Here is a 23,462-nt window from a genome sequence, read left to right on the forward strand (position 1 = left end):
AATTAAAGGGTTATTTCAAGCTGGCTCTGCGTTCTGCCTTTAGTATGAAAAGTGAGAAAGGCCAAATATGTTACATACTGACCAGATCGGTATCGAGGCCAAAGATCACCTCTTGCCTTTCCAGAACTGGTCTGCCTCATTCTCCAGCTGGTATAATCGGGTATAGTAGTCAGGGAACTCGTTTAGATGAGCCAACGCGATTTTTCCCGTCATGATGGGATCATCATCGGTAACATTTGTGGGCGGGCTTATTGCTCCATGCTCCAATTCCACGTCCAAACCCATCCGGAACTGTTCGACGTCGAACTCCTTCCAAGTGATCCCGAGTTGTTCTCCTATGCTCTTTGCATCCTTCTTCGTAAAATGCTTCTTTTCTGTCATGCTGATATCCTGCCAGTGAAACGAGCTGAATAGATACTTGTTATTTTCCTCAAGCCCGAACCTCAGTATTAATATCGATAATCTTTCCCTGCAAAATATTAAAAAGGTAGGCCGTTCGAAATACTGGTTCGAACGGCCATCGTTAAATAACCATTGATCAACGCGTCAGAAGACCGCATCTATATCGGAAATGCCGATAACTTTGTGGTTGACAAATTCCTTGATGCCAAGACCAGTCAATTCGCGACCATAGCCGGAATGACGTATTCCACCAAATGGAATGTCTGCTTTCACCAATGTGGGGTGGTTAACGAAGACCATCCCGGTCGATAGCTTGGCGGCTACCTCAGCACCATGTTTGACATCAGCCGTAAAGACCGAACCACCAAGACCGAAAGGAGAATCATTGGCGATGCGAATAGCATCAGATTCGTCCTTGGCGCGGAAGATCATCGATACGGGACCGAAGAATTCCAGTCTGCATGCGGGATTGTCCGGTCGGACATCGGTCAGGATCGTCGGTTGGACGAACGCACCCTTAGATGGGACCTTCGGCCCAACCTCAGACGCCTTCGCACCATGCGCCACAGCTTGCCGGACCTTTTCCCTCAATTCTTCGGCCGCCTTTTGCGATGAGAGCGGTGCTAGACTTGTATCGGGATCGAACGGATCGCCAGCTCGTAGCGAGGCAACTCCGATCCGATATTGTTCCATAAAGTCATCATAGATCTCATCGACAATGATGATTCTCTTGGAGGAACTGCAAACCTGCCCCCCATTCCAATGACGTCCGAACACTGCCCATTTCACCGTTTTTTCCAATTCGGCATCGGCTAACACCACAAAAGCATCGGCACCTCCCAATTCCATGGTAGATTTCTTAAGTGCCTTAGCTGCTTGAGTTGCAATAACGGTTCCTGCCTCTTCACCGCCAGTAAATGCGACCCCCCGAACTCGTGGGTCGGCCAATATTTTTTCGATCTGTGGACGGGTCGCATACAGGTTCTTGAACCCACCTTCAGGTAAACCTGCCTCACGCATCAGTGTTTCGAACATAGCGGCGCTTTGTGGAACGTTGGAGGCATGCTTCAAAAGTATCGTGTTACCGGCAGAAAGCTGCGGTGCGATGATGCGGGCTACCTGGTAATATGGGAAGTTCCATGGTTCGATCGCTAGCAATACCCCCAGCGGCTCGTGGACCACGGTTACCTCACCTTCGGAGGGATCGGCCACGGGCAGCTTCTCTGGAAGTAGCAATCTTTCAGCATTCCTCGCATAATATTCAAAGATCTGTGCCGAGAGCTCGACCTCAGCCTCGGCCTCAGCCGTTATCTTTCCCATTTCAATAGTAAGGAGCTTCGCAAAATCCTTTTTCGACTTTCGCATGATCGCAGCCGCCTTGTTCATAACGGCGGCACGAACCGCAAAAGAGGTATTGCTCCAAGATCGAAATGTGGTATCGGCACTGACAATAGCTTCTTCGATCTCGGCATCCATTGCATCAGGATACTTCTTTTCAAGTTCGTTGGTGTATGGATTTATTGTTGCGTATGTCATATTATTCCTCCGAATTATCGACTTGATCTCCTTTTTTCATGAATTCTCAGATCTTCTTGAAACAAAGGTACCAGTCTTTGCACTCGTACCCTTCGGCCATGCGTTTGTCCATGTCGGCCACGGTTTTTGGCGGGGCCACCACTACTTTGTCCCCTGGCTGCCAGTTAGCCGGTGTCGAAACCTTGTACTGGTCGGTCGTTTGGAGCGCTTTTACAAGCCTGATGATCTCCGGCATGAACCTTCCATTCTGCAGAGGGTAATAGATCATCGCCCGCATGATACCCTTGTCATCGATGAAGAAAACGCACCTTACTGCGGCCGTTGAGCTCTGCGCCTGATGGATCATGCCGTACTTCTTTGCAACCTTCATATTCAGGTCTGCAATGACCGGGAACGGGATCGTGACCCCCATCTTTTCCCTTATGTTGCTTATCCATGCAAGGTGTGATGAAATGCTGTCAACTGACAACCCAATCAATTTGACGTTTAGCCCCTCGAGTTCTTCGTGGATCGCGGCAAAGGCCATGAATTCCGTTGTGCAGACCGGGGTGAAATCGGCGGGATGTGAGAATAATACCACCCATTTCCCTTTTAGGTCCGAGAGCTTCATCGGACCCTGGGTGGTCTCAGCCTCGAATTCCGGGGCAGGTTCTCCCAGCACAGGAAAGCTCGGAACCGTCTCTTCGATCATAATAGAGCACCCCGATTGAACATCTTCGTGATTCCATCGGCTTTGCCAGATACGTTTCCAACATGATCCAAGATCTCATGACTCATGAGTGTCGACTCACAACGCCCCCTATTTGCTGTTTTTGCCTGCCAACACTTTGAATTGAAAGAACGTGTACTGGCGCAACAAAACCCATTTGGTCTTGCCATCGGTCACCTGTAAGGATCGAGAAAAAGACGAAAAGGGGAGATCCTTCAGCCCTGATGCGGAGAATATTAGACATGGAACCTTGTCAATAGGTGTAAACATGAATAACCAGACATCACCAAATGTGATTGATCAGTCGGTCGCTGTTTTCACATCCCGCACGGTCAAGCCTGGATCTGAAGGAAGATTCGAGGCTGCGCTGAATGATTTCATCGCCGGATCCCTTCGAACCGGTGGTCAACTTGGGATAAGCGTCATGAGACCCGTTGAGGGGAGCGGATCGCGGGAATACGGAATATTGCAACGATTCAAGGATGAAGACAGCCGTGATCGCTTTTATTCCTCATCCATTTACAAACAGTGGGAAGCATTGGAGGAGTCCTTGGTAGAGGGAGGGACGAAACATCCTCACCTTTCCGGCCTGGAGACCTGGTTCGTGGGTCCAGGTCAACGGGCCATGGTCCCTCCTCCCACATGGAAGATGGCCATTGTCACCATCGCCGGCGTCTGGCCTGCCAGTATGCTGGTACCGTGGCTGTTCAATCCATTTATGGGGGGCCTGAATTGGCTTTTGCAGGCGCTCATCATCGCAATAGGCATAGTTGTCCTTCTCACCTGGGTGATCATGCCCGTCCTGGTAAGGATTCTCAGACCCTGGTTATATCCAGACCATCAAAGTATGCCCGAGGCGTCCCATTGAACCTCAGATGGCCCGAATAGCCCAAATCTTGATGAACATATAATTTTCCCAGCTTTCCGCCTGGCAGTGTATGTATCCGGAGTTCATGGCAGAGCCTAGGAGGCATCAAGAAGTCATCAAGGTCATTGGTTCGGATCCTTGATGAACGTATGATTTCGTATCTCCTTGAAAGCCTGATCCAGTTCCTCCTCGGTATTCATCACGATCGGACCACCCCAGGCGATCGGCTCTCGCAGAGGGTTTCCGGACACCAGGAGAAGCTTCGAGCCCTGGTCGCCTCCGACCACCTTGACAAGATCGCCTTCCCCTAGCACGACCACGTTCTCAGAAGCAACCTCTGTTGCGTTAACGTCACCGACGATCGCCGATCCAGCATACACCGCAGAGAACGTGTTCATCCCTTTTTTCACCTCATGCTCGAGCTTCTCTCCCGGTCCCAGATGTACATCGAGATACTCTATCTCCACGGAAAGGTCCTTTACTGGCCCAATTGTCCCATCGAAGTTACCGGCGAGGACCTTCACCGACGACCCGTTCCCCAGGTCAACCATCGGTATCTGGTCCTTGGTTAAGCCCCGGTATTTCGGCGGGATCATCTTCTTGGCCTTAGGAAGGTTCACCCATAGCTGAAGTCCCCTCATCCATCCGCTCGTCGGGCGGGGCATCTCCTCATGCATGATCCCGCTCCCGGCGGTCATCCACTGTACGTCTCCCGGTCCGATGGTTCCCTTGTTGCCGATGGTGTCCTTATGGTCGACATACCCATCGAGCATGTATGTGACAGTCTCGATACCGCGATGAGGGTGGAGAGGGAAACCCGCGATGTAGTCCTCGGCCCGGTTGGAACCAAAGAGATCAAGCAGTAGGAAGGGGTCCATATCCGTCACCTCATTGTTGCTGAACATCCTGGTCAGTTTCACCCCTGCGCCGTCCATGGTGTGATTGCCATGGCGCATCTTGGCGATCTGTTTGTAAGTGCTCATGTTCGTATCCTTCGAGATTGCGGAATATAGTTTTTTCTAGAGAAAACGGGGGTTGACCGATCTTATAAGGGTCTTCTCAGGTTTGGATCTGAATGCCGGTGTCACGCTTCCCTTTGGAAAAAGGGGCTTGAGCGTATCCTCAAGCGGTCGGGTTCAATGTCAATGCTTTTCTTTTGGATGGTCAGTTCACGTTATATCAGATGCCTTCCGACCGCAAGACCGACCCCCACCTTCGCCACTTTCCTTCCGACCGCATAGTAGCAATGGTCGTCATGCGCATAGATAAGCGGCCTGATAAGGCCGATCAGCCCTTCATCCGGACCTGACTCCAGTTCTACCGTCACCTTCACGTCCTTGATCTCTCCCACGAACTGAGTATGCAGCCCCAGCTCGATGGTTTGGACCAATTCGCACTCGAGGACCAGTGGGCATTCCTCGACGTAGGGCGCGTTGACGAGCTCCGAGCGGACCGGCGTAAGACCAGTGACCGCGAACTTGTCTACGTTCCTGCCCGAGGTCAGAGCGAAGAAGTCCACATCCTTGACCATATCCTCGGAAGGGACGTTCACCTTGAACGCCCCACTGTCCATGATATTCCCATAGGAGTAGGTGGCCTTCCTGAGCGATACCGAAACGCAGGGCGGCTCAGAGCAACAGATACCGCACCAGGCAGCCGTCATTACGTTCGCTTTTCCTTCCTGGTCGTAGCTTCCGATCACCAGAGCAGGGGTGGGGAAGAGCAGCGCCTCCGCCCCCAATGACCTCTTCACTTCCTCACCCCGTTTCCCGTCTTCGTTTCTTTCTCCGTGCCGGAACCCATATGGCCCTGAGCTCCTCCAAACGTTTCGAGGACCTCCGATATCTTATCCATGGTCGGCACGCCGCCGTAGAGGACCAGCTCATCGTCTATCAACATCGCCGGCATCATGGCCAACCCATATCTGTCGAATAGATGCCGCACCTTCCCGGCCGTCTCCGGGCTAAGGACGGAGGCGGCCTCGCTGGCGACGACGATACCGACCTGCGCTTCGATCTTCGCTTTGACAAGGGCCTCACGGACCTTTTCGAGATATCGCTGGTCCTCCGACCGCATCGCCGGATTGCAGCAGGAGAACGTGAGTATCGATATCCTCATTCAATCGCCTCCATATAGTTGGAGTCCGACCTGTCTCAGCATCTCCAGACCATGAATGTCCGATTCCAGGAGAGGTATTTGTTTCAACACCTTCCCTTTGAACCGATCGGCTATCTCCTCGAGGTACCTTTCCTGATTGTTCCTCCGCTTCGTCAAGAACCGGTTGCCTTCAAGGGAATCGCGAGGAATGACCTGGTTGATGATCAGGGACGGGATGTCGATCCCGAAGCCCGAGAGATCCTTGACCGCCCTGGCCGTCTCCTCGACCGGTAGACGTTCGGCAAGCAGGACCATGTTGAAAGCGGTCATCGTGCTGTCGGAAAGGCTGCGTACCGCCCCATCATACCGTTCCTTCTCTCCTTTCAGCAATGTCAGCGTTTCCTCAGGATCGCCCCAGCCGAGCGAGGATGCCAGCTCCTTCCGGTCCCTTATCTGGTCCGCCATGTAGGTCGACCAATCGAATGGCATGGATAGCTCGCGCAGGGTATGTCCCGTCGGCGCCGTGTCGAAGACGATCCGATCGTGGGAATCATTTTGCAGATATCCGACGAACTGGTCGAACGCGGCCATCTCCTCTGCGCACGGAGTGCTCAGAGTATCCTTGCCGAACGTCCCGCTGATCCCTTCGGTCATCCCCTCAAGCCGCTTCTGGAAGACCCCAGGCGCCTTCTTTGGGTCGATGTTCAGAGCGTATAGTCGGTCGATGCCCTTGATCTTGGTCGGTTCGACCTCATCGATGCCCTGTCCGAAAGCTTCGGGCAGGCTTACCGTTGGATCGGTGGCGATCACGAGCGTCCTATATCCATGGTCGGCCAGCCAAACTGCTGTTGCTGCAGCCATGGTCGTCTTTCCAACTCCACCTTTGCCTCCGAAGAACAGGTATTTCCTGCTCCTGGCCAATTCCGTCATTGTCATGCTAACCATATCGGTCACCACGATATCGGATTTACCGATACTGTTATAACCCTTGGTGTTGGTATCCGATATCGGTGATCATGGACCGCCCATCAACGCCCACAATCTCTGGCCCGCTCCAAGAAAGGATAATGATGCTCTTGAGGGAGAGGTCGCTCTGCGGCAAGGAACTGATGACCGAGCTGAGGATCAAGAGTCCTGGAACGATCTATCCGGCCCTGGAGGAGTTGAAGAGAAAGGGCATGATCGATTTCCGTCTCGAGGCCTCGGGGGCGGTGAGGAAGAAGATCTATGATCTCACGGTCCAGGGCAAGAAACACCTCCATGACAGCATGACCAGCTCTGCCAAGATGTTCTGTTGTGATACTTCTCTCTATGCGGAAACGATCCTGCGCGACGCCAAAGACATGATCGATATCCAGAGGCATCAGAAGGTCCTGTCCACCTTGGATCTCGTGGATCTTAGGGCGTTTGTCAACGGAGCTGACCTGACATATGCTTCGGACGCCGACAAGATCTCGGATCAATATGATGTCATACTCACCTTCACCGGTGTGGGCTGTCTTATGGGAAGGAAAGAAGGCGACCTTACGAAATATTTTGCCTCGCTCCGACCCAGACTAAGGAAGGGCGGACAGGTCCTGGTCGTCGAGATCGAGAGGACCGACAACCTTTTCGCCAGGATATTCTTCGAGGACATCAGGAAGATATCCAAACAACCAGGTGTGAGCGTCGGGGAGCTGGAGGCCATGATCCTAGAGGCCGGCTTCAATGAGGCCTCGGTCATCTCAAAATCCGGTCTGCTCTATGGTCTGGCTCGTTGACCCGGTCATTCACCTTTGGCCAATCTTGAGCCCATCTGGAAGGCCTTCGCGCAATCCTCGGGGAAGACATCCTTGCGTCTTTTGGCCTTGAGCTCAGGATCGAACATCGAGTTGACGTATTTCGAATAATCATCGAACTGGTATGTGTCCGTGACGATCAGGGTTTCCGATGGACCTAAGGCCCAGGTCATCAACCTGTTGGTGTTCAAGAACAGCTGCTCATATCCGGAATCCTTCAGCGAGGACTCTGGGATGTTCATCGTATATATCCAGCCGTTCCTTCGCTTCTTGGGGAATAGCATCGTGCGTTCCTTGTCATAGACCAGATATGGGAATATCAGGCGCTCAAGGAACGATTTCATCTCTCCGGTAACGTTCCCAAGATAGATCGGGGATCCGAATATTACCGCATCGACGGCCGGTATTTTTTCCAGAAGCGATGTCAGGCCGTCCTTTACGGCACATCTTCCGTAGCTCCTGCCCCCTATCCTCTTGCATGCGAAGCAGCTGATGCATCCCTTGAAGTCCAGATCATATAGGTGAATGATCTCTGTCTCCGCGCCTTCAGCACGCGCTCCCTCAAGAGCCTTCTCAAGGAGCATTGCAGTGTTGCCATTCTTACGGGGGCTCCCGTTTATCGCCAGAACCTTCATTTCCACAACCCTCATCGATCTCGATGTACGCCGTCATATCACTCACCTGATGATACTTCAAAATTACCCAGGTGGTCCCAGATTGTACAAAGAAATTCTTGAGAAAGAGGTAGCTGTATGATCTCGCCATCAAGATGTTCTGTCGGATGAAGATTGGGAGGGCGGCATAACATACTATCGATGGCATATGCATCGGTCACATTGCCTGATACTCTGGTGCGAGTCCATAAATACAGACACTATTGTCAGACTTCATTAGATGACTTCTTCTCGGATCCGGGTCCTGGCGGTCGATGATGAACCAGACCTGGGTTTCTTATCAAAGGAGTTCCTGGAGAGGTCGGGCGAAATAATGGTGGACAGCGTGACCTCAGTGGCCAAGGCCAGGGAGGCATTGTTGGACCAGAAATATGACGCCATAGTCTCTGACTATCAGATGCCCATGGAGGACGGTCTCCAATTCTTGAAGTCGTTAAGGGCGTCAGGGGACCAGGTACCATTCATCCTCTTTACAGGCAGGGGGCGTGAAGAGGTGGTCATAGAGGCGTTGAACAACGGGGCCGATTCATATCTGCAAAAGGGTGGGATGCCTGCTCCGATGTATGTAGAGCTGGAGCATCGTATACGCACGGTCGTCCGCAAACGCCAGGCAGACAAGGAGGTGGAACAGCGGAACCGAAAGCTGCTCAAGGCAAACAAAGAACTGGCCTCGGCCAAGCTGGAAATGACCAAGCAGCTGGAGGAGATCACGGCGGGGAACATGGCCAGAGAGGAGGCCGAGAAGGAGCTTCGTGGAACCGAACTGAGGTATCGCAGCCTGTTCGAGGGGATGATAAACGGTGCGGCGGTCCACGAGATCCTGTGCGACGAGGCGGGAACCCCTATCGACTATCGCTTCCTGGAGATAAACGAGACATTCGAGAGAATGACCGGATTGAATAGGTCAGAGGTCATCGGAAAGACCGTTAAGGAAGCCCTCAAGGAGATCGAGCCGATATGGATCGAACGATATGGGAAGGTGGCCTTGACCGGCATTCCAGACCATTTCGAGAGCTACTCCCATGCGCTGGGCCGGCACTACGAGGTCTCCGTGTACCGGAACGCTCCGATGCAGTTCACCGTAATAATCACGGATGTCACAATCCGCAGGAAGGCCGAGGACGCCCTGAGGGCCAGCGAGGAGAAGTTCAAGGCCATCGCCAACTATGCGGCGAGCTGGGAGGCATGGTTCGACCAAAAGGGCACACTATTGTGGATGAACACCTATTCGATCGCCCTGACAGGGTATACCCCAGAAGAGTTCATCGCCGCCCAGGATTTCCTGTCCATGGCCATAGCCGAAGAGGACCGGGCAAAGGCTTTGGAGAAGATACGGGAGGCGATCAATGGCGGGTCGGGGGACAATCTGGAGGTAAGGGCGCTGCGCAAGAACGGCTCAAAGTTCTGGATCTCCATCTCCTGGCGTCCGATCCTGGATTCAAACGGACGGTCGCTTGGTTTCCGAACCAGCGTCCAGGACATCACTGAACGTAAGCAGGTGGAGGAAGCGCTCCGGCGGGCCAGTCTCAAATTGGGAATGCTGAACAGCATCACCAGACACGATATCCTGAACCAGATGCAGGTCCTGACCGGATACATGGCCCTGTTCAAGATGAGGGACAAGGACCCGGAACTGGTTGCCTATCTGGAGAAGATGTCGCGTGCGGCCCAGAACGTGCAGCAACAGATCGCTTTCACCAAGGATTATCAGGATATCGGCAGTCAAACGCCCTCTTGGGTGTCGATAGGCAAGCAGACCTCCGAGGCCTTCGTCCAGCTGCACCTGAAAGGGGTGGCACTGGATGAAAGGACCGGAGGATTGGAGATCCTCATAGACCCGCTAGCGATGAAGGTGCCATACAACCTCATCGACAACTCCATGCGGCACGGAGAGCATGTGAACCGGGTCAAGATGAGCATCGAGCAGTCCGGTGATCTCATGAAGATAATCTATGAGGATAACGGCGTTGGGATCGCCGCCGAGGACAAGGACCTTATCTTCATCAAAGGCCACGGCAAGAACACCGGCCTCGGACTGTTCCTGATCCGTGAGGTGCTGGCGATAACCGGCATCACGATAAGGGAATGCGGTCAACCCGGACACGGGGCACGGTTCGAGATCATTGTACCGGCAGGCGGATGGCGGCGGAACGCTTCAAAGTGAACGCTCACCCGATGGATTTATTTTTGTGGAAATGACCTCATATATTGGCCGGATGATGACCGGAGGGTTCGCTGACCCTCCCTCGTTTATGCTTGGATTCTTCACATCCCCAGCGCCTTCCTCTTCATCTCGATGTGGTCAGACATCAGCGCTGCCGCGTTCAACGGGCTCGGTTCCACCCAGAACTTGGCGTGGACCAGTCCATCGAGGTCCTCGGTCAGGGTCTTGATCACGTTGTGGCTCCCACCGATGTGCGGCATCACCCCGAGACATACGCTGACCCCGCTGCCCACGAAATAGCTGCCGATCGCAACCGCCTTCGGAGAATACCATTCTGGAGCCGCCCCTACCACCGGCAGTTGATCGATCCGCACTCCAGCCGTTCTTGCCAGTTCCGCGACCAGAGCCAGGATCCGGCTGTTGTCGACGCAGGATCCCATGTGCAGGACCGGTGGTATCCCAAGGGAACCGCAGACCTCCTGCAGGCCCTTTCCGGCCTGGTCGATGGACCTCGGCTGCAGCAGTCCCGCCTTGGCGCAGGCGATGGACGAACAGCCTGTCTCGACGCACAGGATGTCCCGTTTGATGAGTTCCTTGGCCAATGTGACGTGCCCATAGTCATGCTTGATCCGGGGATTGTTGCAGCCGACGATCCCCGCGCAGCCTCTGATCTTGCCCGATGCCACCGCGTCCAGCAGAGGCTTGAGGCTTCCTCCCAGTGCCTTCCTGATCGATTCCACCGAGAATCCTACCATGGCATCGACCGGGGCGTCTGGAATCAACACCCGTTCCTTCACCCGGTTGGGATAGTTGTCGATGGCAGCGGCGACGATCTTCTTTGATTGCTCGAATGCGTTCTCCGGTGTGATCTCTACGTAATAGCTGCCCTGAATGACGGCCTTCGGCGATGTCGTGAACAACATCGTGTGGTAACAGGAGGAGGTGTTCGCCAGTGTCGGGAATATGCATTGATAGTCGACGACCATGGCCTCCAGCGCACCGGTGGTTATCACCAGTTCCTGGTCCAGATGGTTGCCCGCCTGAGGTATGCCTTTACGCATCAGCAGCTCATTGCCGGTGCAGCACAATCCCACCAGATTGATCCCGCTGGCCCCTACGCCCTTTGCCCGGGAGATCATTTCCGGCAGGTTCGCCACATTGACGATCATTTCCGAGAGGATCGGATTGTGTCCATGCAGGGATATGTTCACCTGGTCATGCTTTAGCACTCCCAAGTTGACCTTAGAACTCTTTATGCTCGGGGTTCCGAACAGAACGTCCGAGATCTCCGTGCCCATCATCGAGCCGCCCCAGCCATCGGCCATGGAGGCCCGCATTCCCTGCAGCAGGAATCCTGAATAGTCAGCGCCGACCCCCATATGGACCCGGTGCATCGCCTCGACAACTTCCCGGTCTATGCTTCTCGGCAGAATGCCCGCCGCCTTCCACATGTCGACGCATGCCTGCGGTGCCCTCTTCGGCATCTGCATCTCCCCCTTGATGGTCCCGAACTCTTCAAGCATGGCCAAGGCCAGCTTCTCTGCCTTCTGGTTTATGGTGTCCGATTCGGGCAATCCGTACTCGGCCGCAAGCAGTTTCAGCTTCTCCTCATCCTTGACCATATAACCGGGGGCTTTCCCTCTGGCGGTCTTCAGCAGCGTCTCTACGACCTCTCGTCCGTGATCCGAATGGGAGGCAGCCCCGGTCGCCATCGTATCAAGAAGGTTTCTGGCCACCATCAGGTCGGCATCGGCACCGCAGACTCCTCTGGTACGGTCCCCGCCCATTAGCCGGCAAGGGCCCATGGCACACCGCTGGCAGGATATCCCTTCGGTGCAGAACTTGCACTGCGGCTGTTGCCTTTCGAACCTGTCCCAGACGGTGTCGGTCCCTTCCTTCATCGTCTTACGCAGGACATCCTGTGTCGACCTATCCAATGCCCGTTCCTTGACCTTCTCCTCGATCTCGTCGGGCTTGAACTTCTTGATCGGGACCTTCAGGCACTCCACTGATTCAATTTCGGGCAGATCATTATCCATGAGAATTTCACCAATCGGTATGATGACTTGTCGTTTCAACACACCCGATGGCATATATTGGTTTGGTTCGTCCCTCGGTTGGCCAGAGTGGCGATTGTTAAGGGAAACCGCCAGATGCAACTAGAACAGCATGACGGCGGCAGGGTTCGTGGTGGTAGAAAATGAAGAGGGAACTCCTGGGAGTTCGTTGAGCGACCTTCTGTCCTAGACGACCGTCGTGGCCCTCCGATCCCTAAGAGCGGCGATCTTGTCCTTCAGCAGGAACAGCAGGCTGGCATAGGCCAGGACGCCAAGGATCGGGAATATGATCAGTCCGGCGGCGTTCGCTCCGCCTATCGCTGGGTCGTTGTTCAAGACCTCGACCAATGCCATGGCGTTGACCGCTGTTCCCATGGTGATGAAGAACCCAAAGAACAGTAGCACCACTGGATAGGCCTTCTTCGGCTTGGAGAGCATCAGAATGATCGCCAGGTATCCGATCGGTATGGATATCCCCAGGTCCAGGAATCGTACCATCCAGAAGCTTGTAGGGGCTCCTGAGTATGAGCCGGTCGCCGTGTCCCCGGTGGACATGACCTGGGAGATCTCCATGACCCACATCATTGCGAATATGAACAGGAACAGCGAAAGGAATCCGACATACGCCTTTAGGGTTCTCGGTTTGAACTCGGGGGCATCTGCCGGGGTGAACTTCGACAGGTTGCCAAGCAGCAGGAACAGCCCGCCGATCACCAGGATCAGGAACAGCCAGGCGTATTGCTCGAAGTTGCCGGTGATGTTCGGGTTGCTCCACTCCTGGCCCACACCGACGGAGATGCCGGTGTACATGAGAGTGATCGGGGTCAGTATGAGGAAGTACTTGGATGAGCTCTTGCGGGCAAGTTCCAGAGTCCCTCCGATCAGCAGCAGCGGCGCGATCAACACCAGATTGACGATGTCATTCCCCTCGTTCTGCCAGATCGCCGATTGGGATGTCCGGTAGTGTATATCTCCAAGGAATAGAGGTCCAAGGACGGCGATGGCGATCAGGACGATGGCGCAGATTATCGCCACGGTTCCATTTACATACCATGGGAGTAGATGTTCGGTGGATTTTTCATCAGATTCTATTTTTGTCGAGACCAAGTTATGCACCTAGCCCACCGATGTCCGCGATAAGTCATATCTCCGCGTCAAAGGTCGGCGGTAACAAATAGAAACGGAACGTCGCTAATGAGCCGGATCCTCAACCCAAACTGAGAAGAACGGGAAGCATTTTTCGGAAGCCAGGGTCCAATTCTTATCCTAGACCGAACTCCTTCTTCCTCTGCTCTATGCGGTTCTTGACATCCTTTGACATCTCGATCTCATCCGGCCACTCGCGCAGGTATCCGTCCGCCGATCCTTTCTTTGTGGCATCGATGACCGCCCCGCTTCCCGCCAGCTCGATGTCCCGCAGGGGGTCGACATTGTTGAACGCCTTCCAAAGGACCAAGGAGTCATCACCGAGGTCAATGTCATCATACAGGACCAGTGTTAATCCGAGCGATGATGCCACGGTCCTGATATGATCCTTGAGCTGTTTCGAGCTCTCTGTCCCCTTTTTCATGCCTATCAGCACGACCGGATTCCTGGTGTCGAGGCCGACCGATCTGGACGTCACCGGGGACTTCAGCCCCAGGATCGCAAACTGGACATCCTCTTCGCTCAACCGGCTGCCGGTCATTGTGGTCCTTGAGGGCTCCCCATCGACCCTATCGGTAGCGTCAATGCCCAGTTTGCCTCCGAACAGGGGGTTGGGGGCCGAATGGTCCAGAACGTCCAGGACGCCCTCGGTCATGACAAGGTCGTGGGACAGGTCCAGGTTATCCTGGATCTTCTGCAGAAGCATTGGCGGGTCTTTGAGCAGTCTCGGATCATCGACCACCACGATCATCTTGGCGAAGCTCATCTGGTTGTTGCCCCACAAGGCGCTCATGACCTTGCGGGCCTGCATGGGATACTCCTTCTGAATGGCCACCACGACGATATTATGGAAAACACCTTCCCAGGGCATCCAGTAGTCAATGATCTCGGGCAGGATCTTCATCAATGGAGGAAGGAACACCCTTTCAGTGGCCTTAGCCATATAGCAGTCCTCCATGGGTGGCCTCCCCACCACCGTGGCGCTGTAAACAGCGTTCCTACGATGGGTTATCGCCGTGACATGGAATACCGGGTAGTCTCCCTGGAGCGAATAGTACCCAGTATGGTCGCCGAACGGCCCTTCCACTCGCTTTTCCTCGGGATCGACATAACCTTCCAGGACGAACTCCGATTCCGCTGGGACCTCCATGTCGATCGTCCTGCATTTGACCATCTCCACAGGGGACCCGCGGATGAACCCGGCCAGTATCATCTCGTCAATTCCCTGAGGCATCGGTGCCGTCGCTGCATATGTGATCGAAGGATCGGTTCCGATGGCAACTGCCACAGGCATCCTTTTGCCCAGCTTCTTATAGCCGTTGAAATTGTGACGGCCGTCCTTATGGATGTGCCAGTGCATGCCGGTCGTATTCCTGTCGAAGACCTGCATGCGGTACATTCCGGCATTTCTGTGGCGTCCTTCGACATCCTTGGTGAATACGACCGGCAGCGTGATGAACCGTCCCCCATCCTGGGGCCAACATTGCAGGACCGGTAATTCAGAGAGATCAACATAATCTCCTGTAACCACAACTTCTTGGCAAGGGGCCCGGGAGCTTTTTACGGTACGTGGGAACGCTTTGGAGAGGGAAAGGAGCTCGGGCAGCATGCCCAGCTTTCCCATCAAGCCCTCAGGCGGCGCAGTGTCCAGCAATCCACCGATCTTCTTCTCCAGCTCGTCAAGGCTGTCACAGCCCAGCGACATCGCCATCCGCCGTTCTGACCCAAAGGCGTTGGTCAGGACCGGGAACGATGAACCGGTCACCTTTTCGAACAAAAGAGCTTTCCCTCCGTTCGGACTTTTGGACATGCGGTCGGTCACTTCGGTTATCTCCAGAAGTGGCGACACCTCTCCCTTCACGCGGAACAGCTCCCCTTCCCTCTCCAACCGAGATATGAAATCGGCAAGGCTGCTGTAGTGCATCATTTTCCCTCCTTCTCCAGAATGTAAAGGTGGCAGATGCCCTGGGTCTGGGAGATCGAGCGGATGACCTTGAATCCCTTGGAGACCATGGTCTTCTCCAGCTCTACCGGCGTTGGGAAAGTGAGGATGGAGTCGCTCAGGTAACGGTAGGCGGCGAGGTCTCCAGATTGCATGCTACCGATCAGCGGCAGTATCTGCGTGAGATAGGTGAGGTACAGCGGCCGGGTGATCCGACAGACCGGAACGGAGAGCTCGAGCACGGCGAAACGTCCTCCGGTCCTCAATACCCGATTGACCTCTTCCAGGAAACCCCCAACATCCGGGACGTTCCGGATCCCGAAGGCCACCATGGCCTTGTCGAACGTCCCCTCCCTGAACGGCATCAACAGTGCATTGCCCTGTATGGCCGGGAACGCCGAGCCAAGCCTCTTCCTCTCCCATTTACTGACCGCGATCTCAAGCATGTTGCGCGAGAGGTCGATGCCCACCATGGAGCAGTCCGCCCGAGTAAGGGCCTGTATGGCCATGTCCCCGGTCCCGGTGGCGATGTCCAGGACCAGCTCCCCGTCCTTGAGCTCGAGGCAATCCAGGGCTTGTCCCCTCCAGATCCGGTCGATCGACATGGACATCAGGTGGTTCAGGCGGTCGTAGGTGGGGGTGATGTCATCGAACAGTCCTTCGATCCTTTCCGGGTTCTTATCCAGTTCCAAATCCTTCACACCCCAAAAGCGTTAATTCTCCATACAGGTACGATCAGACAAGAACCCCCAGGAGGACCGAGGCGAACACCATGATCGAGATCACGGCGTTGACATTGAAGAACGCGACGTTAACCTTGGAGAGATCGGCCGGACGTACCAGCAGGTGCTCCACCACGAACATCACCCCGATCGCCGCCAGTCCGATCAGGTAGACCGTTCCCAGAGCGTACATCCAGAACAATGAGGCGAGCGAGACGAAGCTGACCACATGCAAGACCGACGAGATCATCAGCGCGTTCATCACGCCGTAACGGGATGGCATGGACCAAAGCCCTTCCTGCCTGTCGAATTCGATGTCCAAGCACGAATACAGGATGTCGAAACCGGCGATGTACGTTGTCAGTGCCAGTCCGAGCACCAGTATGCCCGGGGGAATAGAACCGGTGACCGCCACGCTGGCCCCCAGCGGCATCAGGCCGATCGAGATCCCCAGGATGATATGGCTAGCGGCCGTGAACCGCTTCGAATACGAATATCCCATGACCACCCCAAGCACCGGGAAGGACAGCCAGAAGCACAATGGCGAGAGCATGGCGGCGGATACGACGAACACAGCGGCCGACACTATGACAAATATCAGTCCCTCCCGCATCGTCAGCATGCCGGACGGGATATGCCGCATCTTGGTCCTGGGGTTCTTGGCATCGATCTTCGCATCCACGACCCGGTTGAAGCCCATGGCCGCAGACCTTGCCCCGATGATCGCCAGGACCACCCAGAATATCATGGCGAAGGTGATCGGATTGTCCTTGGCCAGCAAAACGAGCGCCGCCAATCCGAAGGGGACCGCGAACACGCTGTGGCTCAGTTTTATCATCTGCGCATAGGAAGAGATCTTCGTCAGGACGGACCGGTCGTCTTCCGTCTCTTCAGTCACTTCTGGGACCTCTTTCCACCGGCAGAGCCTCCGTTCCATATAGGTGAAAGCTTCGTAGAGGACGAGACCCAGTATGCTCATGGCGATGATGCCTACGAATATCTGGGTATACTGCAGATATCCCCATGCGTTATAGATCATGTATCCGAGACCGGTCGAGCCAGCGAAGGCCTCGGCGAAGAAGAGGACGGATATGGCCGTACCGGTCACGATCCGCAGGGACGTGAAACTGCTGGGGAGGGCCGCCGGAATGATCGCTTCCCGGAGAATGTCCTTGTTCGTGGCGTTCATGGACCTCATCGAATCGATATACTTGCGGTCGATCGCGCTCACTCCTTCCTTGGTCGCCACCAGTATCTGGAAGAACACGATCAGCATGATCAGAAGTATCTTGGTAATATCGCCAATACCGAAGAACACGAACAGCACCGGCAGGAACACCATCTTGGGGATCGGATAGGTCAGGAATATCAACGGGCTGAAGTAACGGTCCATCTTCTGACTATAGCCGATGAAGATGCCAAGCGGGAACGCCAGGCACCAGGCGAGAGCGATGGCCACGACGACCCGATATGCACTGATACCGAAATTGGACCAGAACACTGCGGTCTGAGCGGTGTCGATGAACGCTTCGAAGGTGGTCTCCGGGCTTGGGAGTATGGGTGACGATACCAGAAGCGAGACGATCGCCCAGACCATCAGGCCCACCGCCAGGGAGAGCAGGTAACCGAACGCCCTCTGCCGGTTCATATTCCCTCCACCACCTTTCTTACCGCCTTACAGGTGGAGAAATAGGCATCGGTCCCGCGGTGCCCTGGTGATCCAGCCCCCGGGTTATCTATAATGGCCCTGATCGTGCATGGGCGGCCGCCGAGGACAAGTATCGAGTCACCCAGGAAGGCCGCCTCCTCGATGCTGTGGGTGACCACCACCATGGTCAGGCCGTTCCTCTCCCTGATGTCCAATAGCATCTCCTGCATTCTCTCTCTGGTGAGGGTGTCCAACGACGAGAAGGGCTCGTCCATCAGGAGCAGTTTCGGCTCCGTGGCAAGCGCTCGTCCGATGGCGACCCTCTGCCGTTCTCCCCCGCTGAGCCTTGCGGGGTAGTGTTCATGGTGTACTTCCAGGCCAAGTTCCCCTATCAGGCGGTCCGCCCTTCTCTCCCTCTCTTCTTTAAGGGTTCCCCGCAGTTTCATGCCCAGGCATACGTTCTCCATGACCGTCTTCCACGGAAGAAGGCCAAAATCCTGGAGGATGAAAGAGACCTCGGTTGACGGGCCCTCCACCGGTCTGCCGTTCACGGTAACGATGCCGGTCGACCTCCTTGTCAGGCCAGCCAGAATGTAGAGCAGAGTGGTCTTCCCACAGCCAGAAGGCCCAATTATTGCCAAGGACCTGCCCTGTTCGACCGAGAAGGTGAGATCGTCGATGACCTGAAAACCTCCCTCAAATGACTTGGACAGATGCTCAACGTTGATCATGCTCTCACGGGTAAAGCTCCCGGGCCACTATCGTATCATAGACCACGGCATTCTGGAGGATGACTTTGCCCGCTATCCAATCATAGACCTTCTGGAATTCCTGCAAGGTCGGGAGCGAAGTGCTGCTCAGCACGGGGAATGTGAAGTTGCCCTCGAGCGCCTTTGGGAAGCCGATATCCTTCTCCAAGACATCATAGTATCTGGTCGGGTCTTGGTTGACCGATTGGACGGTACTGTTATAGACCGTGAGCAGTTTCTTCACATCCTCGATGTGATCGGTTATGAATCCCGCTTTCATGCCGATGACGGTGGCGGTAATGTTGATCGTCCTGTCATCGGCGACCAGATGGGCTCCCGCCAATATTGCCTGCGTAGCATAGGGCTCAGGCAGGATCGCGAGGTCCACATTGTTCTGTACAAGTGACTGGTACCGCATCGGGATGGCCTTCAATTCGAATTTGCCGATCTTGCCGGTCATGTTCTTCTCGGCGAGAATGTCGTCAAGAACATATTCTGTGACGGTACCAGAGGATGTCGCCACCTCCATCCCGACCGTGGCGTTGATGTCGGAAATGTTGTTGTCAGGCGATGCAAGCAGACCGAACATACGTGCCTGTGGATTCGAATGGTAGTCGATGGTAATGACCTTGACATCCTGACCGGATGATTTTAGCAGAATGGTATTGACCATGTCCCCGAAATAGCCGTCGATGGAGCCAGCTGTCATTGCCGAATCCCTCTCCAGAGCACTCCCGAACTGGACCAGTTCGACGTTCAAACCTGCCTGTTCGAACAGCCCCCTTTCCTGGGCAGCGTACAACGGGAGCGTGTCGATCACTGGGAGGACCCCGATCTTGATCTTATCGGTCGTCTGTCCATTGGGTGATGTGACTATGAAGGCAGCAGCAGCAATGACTATTATGACCAATCCGACCGCTAGCAACTTGACACGAAGGCTTGCCATAGTGATGCTCCGACGATGCCTGCCAATGCGAACTCCGTTTATTACATTTCCCTTAATCGGTCCACCGTCGACTATGGAACATATCCTTGATCCAACATGACCACGCAGATATTTCCACTGGACACGACGGCAAATAAAATATTATACCGGGGATTGACATAGATTGCGGTCTGGAATCGAACGTTCTATGGGTGCATAGGTCATGGAAGAATGGATACCAGTCTTGGATGAGAAGGTTCTGGATGAGAACGGCGGCACTGTCGTCACCGCCAAAGGGCTACCGATATTACTGATGAAGCGTTACGGACGGATATACGCCCTCGCGAACAAGTGCCCCCACATGGGTTGCACCTTGGGAGGTGGTTCCATAGATGGATACACTTTGACCTGTCCATGCCACGACTGGCAGTTCGACATCCGGACAGGAAGCATGGTGCCCCAGGACACTGGTGTTGTTCTTGGATCCTATGAATGGAGGATCGATTCCGGCAAGATAGCGATCAAGGTAAGAGGTGATTGATCATGGAGCACAAGGTTACAGGATACACGCTAAGTTATTGTCCGTGGTGCAAGAAGACAAAGAAGTTCTTCCAGGAACATGGGATAAAATTCGACTACATCGATTATGATCTTCAGGATGAGAAGGAGCAGGAGCAGATAGAGGAGGAGATGCGCAAATACAGCAAGGGAGGGATAGCGTTCCCTTACGTTGTAATAGACGGTAACGTAGTGATCGGTTGGAATCCGGAAAGGTACGAGGAGCTCCTGAACCTCAAGAGCAAGTGAATCAGATGAACGATGAAATGAGAAAGAGGGCATTGATCGACCAGTTCACACCGGTCGTTGATGCCATGGGATACAAGTTCTCGCCGGACAAAGAGATCGTCTCTGACCTGCTCGATGCAGAGGTCATGCTTATGCATCAGACCAGCATCCCTTATTGCCCCTGTCAGGGCCGCACCAGGGACCGCAAAAAGGATATGCTGATCGTCTGCCCTTGCATTCCGCACCATAAGGCCCATTTCGATGCCATGAAGCGGTGCTGGTGTGGTTTGTTCGTGCATAAGGACGTTGAAGATCCCAGCAAGTTGCGCCAGATACCCCTCGAAGTGGCCCTAGGGGGTAAGATTTGAGGTCCAAGGTGGCTTTGGTGGGTGATATCCTGCCCGGTGGCATGATGTCCGTCCAGGCAAATGGCAAAGAGATGGTGCTCTGCAATGTGAACGGGACCTATCACGCGTTGGAAAGGCGGTGCGGTCACATGAGCGCGCCGTTGGAGATGGGGACCCTGAACGGTTATGTCCTAACGTGCCCGATGCACGGCGCGCAATTCTCGGCGGTCACGGGCGAGGCGATCCACAGCTCGATCCCTCTGAATCGGTCACCGCCGAAGATCGATGGCCCATATGCCGTACCGGGATACCTTGCCAGGCTGATCGACAAGGTGAAGACGATGGACCTCAAGTCGTTCCCTGTAACTGTGGAAGGGGACGAGATATTCGTTGAAGCATGAGTCCCGATCGAAGGCCGGCGGCCTCTCTATTTGGACGGGAAGGCGACCCCCGCTGAGATGTTCAGAATGATGTCCAGGCCGAGCCCGGTGAACCTCTTCTTTATCGCGGCCTTCAATTCATCAGCGGTCCGGGAAGTGATTACCGCCGCATCGTAGTAGTTCAGGTAATCCTTCATGAACTGGATGCAGGAAGGGTCGTCGGTCCTGGTTGGATCCTTATGGCCCGCCACTACCGTTGCTGGCCTAAGAGATTCGATCTTTTCAAGAGACCTTAGCCATTCTTTCCTTTCCGCCGGCGATGTATCGGCGGTCCAGGGATATACTCCGTTGTAGACGATGTCCCCGCAGATGACCGCCTTGAGCGAAGGTATCCACACATAAGAGTTGCCGCGGTCATCTCCCTGAGCGTTCATGTATATGGGGAACATCTCCCCCTCAAGTTCGAGGATCATCCCAGTCATCGGGGTCGGGATGACCGGGGAGGTGGTGATGTTGTTACCATATACCGGCGCCCACTGCTCGACCTTCCCCTTCCAGGTCTTCCTGATGCTCTCTACTGTCGTGGGCTGGGCAAGGATCTGGGCATCGGGAAATGCCTGAACGATCTCCTGAAGGCCAAAATAATGGTCTGGATGATGGTGGGTGATGTATACTGTCCTCAGCTCCCTGCCACTTTCCCGGATCATCGTGACAAGTTTTCTGGCATCGGGAAGAGTGAATTGGGCATCGATGAGGATGGCGTCGCGCTCTCCGCAAATAAGGGTCGAGTTTATCCACAATGCTTCCTGAGATGCTGTGAACACCCTCAGCTCTTTTCTCGAAGTGGTCATATTGGAAATTAGTTTAGCCCGGAATATTTAAACCTTTGAACTGGAGGGGGATGAAAACCCCAACGATTCTTCGTTCCAGAATGCCGTCAGGTCCGGGCAAATGTCAGCAAATGGCAAATAGCACTATCCTAGATACTTCCTGAGAGCGAGCTCCGTTGAGCAGGTCGAACCAACGGGATCCAAGGTCGGAGTAACGTGATGGAAAGCAATAGGGAGATCCCCGCCCACGAAAACGAAGAAGGTACGCAGGGGCGGTCGGAACTTGAACTGCATCGGATCGAATGGATGCTGACCAAAGCATTCGATGAAAGCGACAGCAAGGTGGTCGCTGACGGATCGGCCGGGCTCGGGGCAAAAGAGGAAAGGAATTCCCATCTGATCGCAGATGCGGTGGGGAAGGATGTACTGGAAGGGATCATCCTTGACACACTGAACCTGCTTGGCACCTCGGCGGCGGTCTATGAGAAGGACGGCACATGCTCCATGGGCATATTCTCGTCTGGTTGGTGCCGATACCTGGACAACGCCTGCAGGAACGAGGACGAGGGAAATGATATGGAAGAAGGCGGCCTTCTATGCCATCATCGCAATTGGAGCGAATCCACGAAACTGGCGGAGGAGGCGAACGGTCCGGTGGACCGGCCATGTCCCGGCGGTCTCCACATATATGCCGTCCCGATCAAAGCCGGGGGTGACGTCATCGGTTCGATCAACATCGGATATGGGGATCCCCCCCAGGACCGTCAGGTCCTACTGCAGATAGCCGACCAGAAGCATCTGGACGGAGAGCAGCTCATCAAAGCGGCACACGCCTACAGGTCGAGGCCGCTGTTCATGGTGGAATCGGCCAAGAGCCGTATCCGGACATCGGCGCAGCTGATCGGGGTGATCGTGGAGAAGCATTACGCCGAGGCTGAACTGGAGATGCGGGCCAAGGAACTGTCACGTTCCAATAAGGAACTCGAGCAGTTCGCATACGTGGCATCTCATGACCTGAAGGAGCCGTTGCGCATGGTCTCAAGCTACCTGTCGCTGCTGGAGAAACGGTACAAGGACAGGCTTGACGAGGAAGCGAATGAGTATATCGGGTTCGCGGTGGACGGAGCCCAAAGGATGAACGACCTGGTGGACGGGCTGCTGACATATTCCCGCATCGACCGTAGCACCACGCCGTTTGAGCAGGTCGACCTGGAGGAGGTGTTCCAGATAGCCACCACAAACCTCGAGGTCTCGATAAGGGATTCCGGGACCGTCCTGTCCCACGATGTTCTTCCTCAGGTGTTGGGAGACCGCAGGCAACTGATCCAGCTGTTCCAGAACCTCATGTCAAACGCCCTCAAGTTCCAGAACGGGAATGTGCCCCAGGTGCAGGTGTCCTCGCAGGCAGAAGGAAAGGACTGGAGGATATCCATCAAAGATAACGGGATCGGTATTTCCCCGGAGCATTCGGAAAGGATATTCCAGATGTTCCGGAGATTGCATACTCGCGATGAATATCCGGGCAACGGGATGGGGCTGGCAATATCCAAGAAGATAGTGGAAAGGCACGGTGGCAGGATATGGTTCGAATCCGAGCCGAACAAGGGGACCACCTTCATCTTCACCATTCCCGTTTCCGTAAGAACCTGATCGCTACGGCATCCTGGAAATTCGGCCATGCGATTTCCCGATGGCCTTTATG

Annotated in this window: 24 protein-coding genes; 8 read left to right on the forward strand and 16 right to left on the reverse strand. The window is 54.7% G+C overall.

All coding sequences use genetic code 11. The features are described 5' to 3' along the window. Nucleotides 1–105: 105 nt before the first annotated feature. The 3 genes from VGK23_12215 to VGK23_12225 form a co-directional block, all read right to left on the reverse strand. On the reverse strand, nt 106–381 hold the full coding sequence (locus tag VGK23_12215) for a DUF5661 family protein (GenBank protein HEY3421306.1): 276 nt from the start codon (nt 379–381) through the stop codon (nt 106–108). Between the two features lie 165 nt (nt 382–546). Further along, nucleotides 547–1,938, reverse strand: a complete 1,392-nt coding sequence (locus VGK23_12220) for an NAD-dependent succinate-semialdehyde dehydrogenase (protein HEY3421307.1) — start codon at nt 1,936–1,938, stop codon at nt 547–549. A gap of 46 nt (nt 1,939–1,984) precedes the next feature. Further along, entirely contained in the window at nt 1,985–2,629 is a 645-nt protein-coding gene (locus VGK23_12225; protein HEY3421308.1) for a peroxiredoxin, read from the reverse strand. A gap of 151 nt (nt 2,630–2,780) precedes the next feature. On the opposite strand from VGK23_12225, the gene VGK23_12230 reads away from it, so the two are divergent. Then, nucleotides 2,781–3,515 carry an antibiotic biosynthesis monooxygenase gene (locus tag VGK23_12230; protein HEY3421309.1) on the forward strand — a complete coding sequence of 245 codons (735 nt, stop codon included), beginning with the start codon at nt 2,781–2,783 and terminating at the stop codon, nt 3,513–3,515. Between the two features lie 122 nt (nt 3,516–3,637). On the opposite strand, the gene VGK23_12235 is transcribed toward VGK23_12230, so the two are convergent. The 4 genes from VGK23_12235 to VGK23_12250 all read right to left on the reverse strand — a co-directional run bounded on the left by VGK23_12235 (nt 3,638) and on the right by VGK23_12250 (nt 6,557). Beyond that, complete coding sequence (locus tag VGK23_12235) at nt 3,638–4,498, reverse strand: pirin family protein (protein HEY3421310.1); 861 nt, start codon at nt 4,496–4,498, stop codon at nt 3,638–3,640. A 191-nt stretch (nt 4,499–4,689) separates the two neighbouring features. Then, nucleotides 4,690–5,268: a flavin reductase family protein gene (locus VGK23_12240; protein HEY3421311.1), complete on the reverse strand. Its 579-nt coding sequence runs from the start codon at nt 5,266–5,268 to the stop codon at nt 4,690–4,692. After that, the gene (locus tag VGK23_12245; GenBank protein ID HEY3421312.1) at nt 5,265–5,633 is read right to left on the reverse strand and encodes a hypothetical protein; all 369 of its coding nucleotides are present in this window, start codon (nt 5,631–5,633) and stop codon (nt 5,265–5,267) included. Before VGK23_12245 ends, VGK23_12240 begins: the two co-directional genes overlap by 4 nt. Further along, entirely contained in the window at nt 5,634–6,557 is a 924-nt protein-coding gene (locus VGK23_12250; protein HEY3421313.1) for a TRC40/GET3/ArsA family transport-energizing ATPase, read from the reverse strand. A 71-nt stretch (nt 6,558–6,628) separates the two neighbouring features. On the opposite strand from VGK23_12250, the gene VGK23_12255 reads away from it, so the two are divergent. Continuing rightward, nucleotides 6,629–7,372, forward strand: coding sequence for a PadR family transcriptional regulator (locus VGK23_12255; GenBank protein HEY3421314.1), 744 nt, complete (start codon nt 6,629–6,631; stop codon nt 7,370–7,372). Between the two features lie 5 nt (nt 7,373–7,377). Here the strand turns inward: VGK23_12255 and VGK23_12260 are convergent, their stop codons facing one another. Next, nucleotides 7,378–8,025 carry a flavodoxin family protein gene (locus tag VGK23_12260; protein ID HEY3421315.1) on the reverse strand — a complete coding sequence of 216 codons (648 nt, stop codon included), beginning with the start codon at nt 8,023–8,025 and terminating at the stop codon, nt 7,378–7,380. A 259-nt stretch (nt 8,026–8,284) separates the two neighbouring features. Here VGK23_12260 and VGK23_12265 point away from each other — a divergent pair, with 259 nt between their 5' ends. Further along, nucleotides 8,285–10,228 carry a PAS domain S-box protein gene (locus VGK23_12265; GenBank protein ID HEY3421316.1) on the forward strand — a complete coding sequence of 648 codons (1,944 nt, stop codon included), beginning with the start codon at nt 8,285–8,287 and terminating at the stop codon, nt 10,226–10,228. A 101-nt stretch (nt 10,229–10,329) separates the two neighbouring features. Here VGK23_12265 and cooS read toward each other — a convergent pair whose 3' ends face one another. The 7 genes from cooS to VGK23_12300 all read right to left on the reverse strand — a co-directional run bounded on the left by cooS (nt 10,330) and on the right by VGK23_12300 (nt 19,438). Next, nucleotides 10,330–12,237, reverse strand: coding sequence for an anaerobic carbon-monoxide dehydrogenase catalytic subunit (gene cooS / locus VGK23_12270; protein ID HEY3421317.1), 1,908 nt, complete (start codon nt 12,235–12,237; stop codon nt 10,330–10,332). Nucleotides 12,238–12,471: 234 nt separating this feature from the next. Continuing rightward, a complete protein-coding gene (locus tag VGK23_12275) occupies nt 12,472–13,320 on the reverse strand; it encodes a hypothetical protein (GenBank protein HEY3421318.1) in 849 nt (282 codons plus the stop codon). 226 nt (nt 13,321–13,546) lie between these two features. Then, nucleotides 13,547–15,358, reverse strand: a complete 1,812-nt coding sequence (locus VGK23_12280) for a menaquinone biosynthesis decarboxylase (GenBank protein HEY3421319.1) — start codon at nt 15,356–15,358, stop codon at nt 13,547–13,549. Then, entirely contained in the window at nt 15,355–16,065 is a 711-nt protein-coding gene (locus VGK23_12285) for a ubiquinone/menaquinone biosynthesis methyltransferase (protein HEY3421320.1), read from the reverse strand. Before VGK23_12285 ends, VGK23_12280 begins: the two co-directional genes overlap by 4 nt. A gap of 43 nt (nt 16,066–16,108) precedes the next feature. Further along, nucleotides 16,109–17,743, reverse strand: a complete 1,635-nt coding sequence (locus tag VGK23_12290) for a UbiA-like polyprenyltransferase (GenBank protein ID HEY3421321.1) — start codon at nt 17,741–17,743, stop codon at nt 16,109–16,111. Next, the gene (locus tag VGK23_12295) at nt 17,740–18,474 is read right to left on the reverse strand and encodes an ABC transporter ATP-binding protein (protein HEY3421322.1); all 735 of its coding nucleotides are present in this window, start codon (nt 18,472–18,474) and stop codon (nt 17,740–17,742) included. Before VGK23_12295 ends, VGK23_12290 begins: the two co-directional genes overlap by 4 nt. Before the next feature lie 4 nt (nt 18,475–18,478). Beyond that, entirely contained in the window at nt 18,479–19,438 is a 960-nt protein-coding gene (locus VGK23_12300) for an ABC transporter substrate-binding protein (GenBank protein ID HEY3421323.1), read from the reverse strand. A 202-nt stretch (nt 19,439–19,640) separates the two neighbouring features. On the opposite strand from VGK23_12300, the gene VGK23_12305 reads away from it, so the two are divergent. Genes VGK23_12305 through VGK23_12320 form a run of 4 tightly spaced genes read left to right on the forward strand, consistent with a single transcriptional unit; the run spans nt 19,641 to nt 20,951 of the window. Then, nucleotides 19,641–19,958 carry a Rieske (2Fe-2S) protein gene (locus VGK23_12305; protein ID HEY3421324.1) on the forward strand — a complete coding sequence of 106 codons (318 nt, stop codon included), beginning with the start codon at nt 19,641–19,643 and terminating at the stop codon, nt 19,956–19,958. Between the two features lie 2 nt (nt 19,959–19,960). Further along, nucleotides 19,961–20,224: a glutaredoxin family protein gene (locus VGK23_12310; protein ID HEY3421325.1), complete on the forward strand. Its 264-nt coding sequence runs from the start codon at nt 19,961–19,963 to the stop codon at nt 20,222–20,224. Between the two features lie 5 nt (nt 20,225–20,229). Then, nucleotides 20,230–20,571: a ferredoxin-thioredoxin reductase catalytic domain-containing protein gene (locus VGK23_12315; protein ID HEY3421326.1), complete on the forward strand. Its 342-nt coding sequence runs from the start codon at nt 20,230–20,232 to the stop codon at nt 20,569–20,571. Further along, the gene (locus tag VGK23_12320; protein ID HEY3421327.1) at nt 20,568–20,951 is read left to right on the forward strand and encodes a Rieske 2Fe-2S domain-containing protein; all 384 of its coding nucleotides are present in this window, start codon (nt 20,568–20,570) and stop codon (nt 20,949–20,951) included. Before VGK23_12315 ends, VGK23_12320 begins: the two co-directional genes overlap by 4 nt. A gap of 26 nt (nt 20,952–20,977) precedes the next feature. Here the strand turns inward: VGK23_12320 and VGK23_12325 are convergent, their stop codons facing one another. Further along, nucleotides 20,978–21,781, reverse strand: coding sequence for an MBL fold metallo-hydrolase (locus VGK23_12325; protein ID HEY3421328.1), 804 nt, complete (start codon nt 21,779–21,781; stop codon nt 20,978–20,980). 198 nt (nt 21,782–21,979) lie between these two features. Between VGK23_12325 and VGK23_12330 the strand changes: the two genes are divergently transcribed. After that, nucleotides 21,980–23,410 carry an ATP-binding protein gene (locus VGK23_12330; protein ID HEY3421329.1) on the forward strand — a complete coding sequence of 477 codons (1,431 nt, stop codon included), beginning with the start codon at nt 21,980–21,982 and terminating at the stop codon, nt 23,408–23,410. Nucleotides 23,411–23,462: the final 52 nt, after the last annotated feature.

The sequence above is a fragment of the Methanomassiliicoccales archaeon genome, from assembly GCA_036504055.1.
Taxonomy (GTDB): domain Archaea; phylum Thermoplasmatota; class Thermoplasmata; order Methanomassiliicoccales; family UBA472; genus DASXVU01.